Here is a 2047-nt window from a genome sequence, read left to right on the forward strand (position 1 = left end):
TCAAACAGCTTTGTTAAACGAACTTGGCTCTAAAGTTGAAATCATTGTTGGAGAGAAGGACCCAATTGTTACTACAATAAATCCTAATATCCCTGTACATATCATTGCTGGCGCAGGCCATAATCCGCACGTTACCCATGTAGAAGCGGTTTATGATTATCTCACACCAGTTCTAACCAAATACATCAGCACCACAGTCCAGCTCAGTGATGTCTGATATTTCCAAAGTACAGGTTTATGTCTGCCCAGTTTCACGGGTGCCACAAAACCACTTAATATTGAGTCATTATCTCAGCTTTCTCAATGCGGCAGAAAAGTTGAGATATGATCAATATCGTCCTCAGGCTGCACGTCTTTTCTTAATTTCTCGTGTGTTAACGAAGTCTGTTTTAGCAGATAAGTTGGGTATTTCACCCCATGAGGTCAACATGCAATTACAACCTAACGGCAAACCTTTTGTACAAGGCAATAAAGCTGTTTATTTCAATCTTAGTCATTCAGCAGATGTTATTGTTCTTGCGGTGACTGAAGAAGGGGAAATAGGAGTCGATGTTGAACGGGTCGACCGTGAGTTCGATTGGATGCGTGTCGATAGTGTGTTAGCGCCAAGTGAAATTGAATGGATTCAGGAAAATGAAAGGATTGATCCATCCACTGTATATCAACGGTTTTTTCAAATATGGACCTTAAAAGAATCCTATATTAAATGTACTGGCGAAGGAATGAGTCGTCATTTAAAGAAGCTAAACTTTCATGTGTTAGCTGAACATATAGAGTTTCTCGATTCAACTCGTGATATTCAAAAGACAGAAGAATATTATTTCCAAAGCTATGTCTATGATCATAACTTTATCTTTTCAATCTGTTTACAACAGCTTCTTGCCCAAGAAAGATTTGATTTGGATTGTTTTCAATTGGTGCCATGTATATCTACGCATCGGATAACGCCAATACCCTGCAAATATAACTAGATTAACTCGATACAATTACTGGTTTAAAAATCTGAGTCTATCAATGAAATACTCGGCCTTGAGCTGAGCTATTCTCAGAATATGCTGTAAATCGATAGAACGTAAAATCATGGGTCGATAAAAAGAAAAAAGCCCCAGTCTTTCGACTAGGGCCTTTTAAATTTGGAGCGGGAAACGAGACTCGAACTCGCGACCCCAACCTTGGCAAGGTTATGCTCTACCAACTGAGCTATTCCCGCATATATAAGCAGTTTTTACTAAAACTTTCTCAAAAAAAACCAATTTGGAGCGGGAAACGAGACTCGAACTCGCGACCCCAACCTTGGCAAGGTTATGCTCTACCAACTGAGCTATTCCCGCGTGCCGCTTATAATACATTAAGCAAAACAAGGGTCAACAACTTTATGCAAATAATTATGCTGATTGCATAAAATAAAAACAGAAATGAGCATTTAGCGGTATTTTTGTTGTTAAGTTGCCGAATAAATAGACATTTTGTTTGAAGTCAAAGCATACAAGAGCAACTTTTGTTTGTGTGTAGACAGGGTATACTAGGTTCAAATATACGAATAATCGTAAAAGGAAAAGCTATGAGCCTTGAACAACAGTTGATTGAACGGTTACAAACACTTGCACCTAGCCATTTGGAAGTGATCAATGAGTCTGCCGGGCACGGTGGTTATTTTCCAGGTAAAGAATCTCATTTTAAAGTGATTATAGTGAGCGACGAATTTAATGGATTGCGTTTGGTTCAACGTCATCAAAAAGTATATGCCTTAGCTTCTGATTTGATGAATCCGGGCCAAATTCATGCTTTAGCAATTCATGCTTATTTGCCAAGTGAGTGGCAAGGCCAAGCACCTGCTAGCCCAGAATGTGCACATGCACCTAAAAGCTAAGGGTTAATTTCATGGATGCACATTTACTCACTAAAATTATTCATATGACTGCGGTAGCTGCCGCACTTATGGTCTTTGTTTTGCGCGCTTCAACTCTGTTTATAGGTGTTCAAGGTGAACAACCCAATCCAGCAGGGCGTAAAGTATTAGTTGCCTTACAACATTTGTCATTTACCG

At 39.3% G+C, this 2047-nt stretch carries 3 protein-coding genes, 2 tRNA genes and 1 pseudogene; 4 read left to right on the plus strand and 2 right to left on the minus strand.

All coding sequences use genetic code 11. The features are described from left to right. Both J663_RS18305 and J663_RS18310 read left to right on the plus strand, forming a co-directional pair. On the plus strand, positions 1-217 hold a 217-nt coding region (locus J663_RS18305; protein ID WP_033851412.1), incomplete at its 5' end, for an alpha/beta fold hydrolase. Next, on the plus strand, positions 210-971 hold the full coding sequence (locus tag J663_RS18310) for a 4'-phosphopantetheinyl transferase family protein (protein ID WP_033850998.1): 762 nt from the start codon (positions 210-212) through the stop codon (positions 969-971). The genes J663_RS18305 and J663_RS18310, both read left to right, overlap by 8 nt. Before the next feature lie 163 nt (positions 972-1134). Here J663_RS18310 and J663_RS18315 read toward each other — a convergent pair. Continuing rightward, positions 1135-1210 (minus strand) — tRNA-Gly (locus J663_RS18315). A gap of 45 nt (positions 1211-1255) precedes the next feature. Next, positions 1256-1331 (minus strand) — tRNA-Gly (locus J663_RS18320). A 230-nt stretch (positions 1332-1561) separates the two neighbouring features. Between J663_RS18320 and J663_RS18325 the strand changes: the two genes are divergently transcribed. Both J663_RS18325 and J663_RS18330 read left to right on the plus strand, forming a co-directional pair. Further along, the gene (locus tag J663_RS18325) at positions 1562-1870 is read left to right on the plus strand and encodes a BolA family protein (RefSeq protein WP_002114074.1); all 309 of its coding nucleotides are present in this window, start codon (positions 1562-1564) and stop codon (positions 1868-1870) included. Positions 1871-1881: 11 nt separating this feature from the next. Then, a pseudogene (locus J663_RS18330) lies at positions 1882-2047 on the plus strand (invasion protein expression up-regulator SirB); the annotation flags it as partial.

Source organism: Acinetobacter sp. 826659 (genome assembly GCF_000588515.1).
Lineage (GTDB): Bacteria > Pseudomonadota > Gammaproteobacteria > Pseudomonadales > Moraxellaceae > Acinetobacter > Acinetobacter pittii.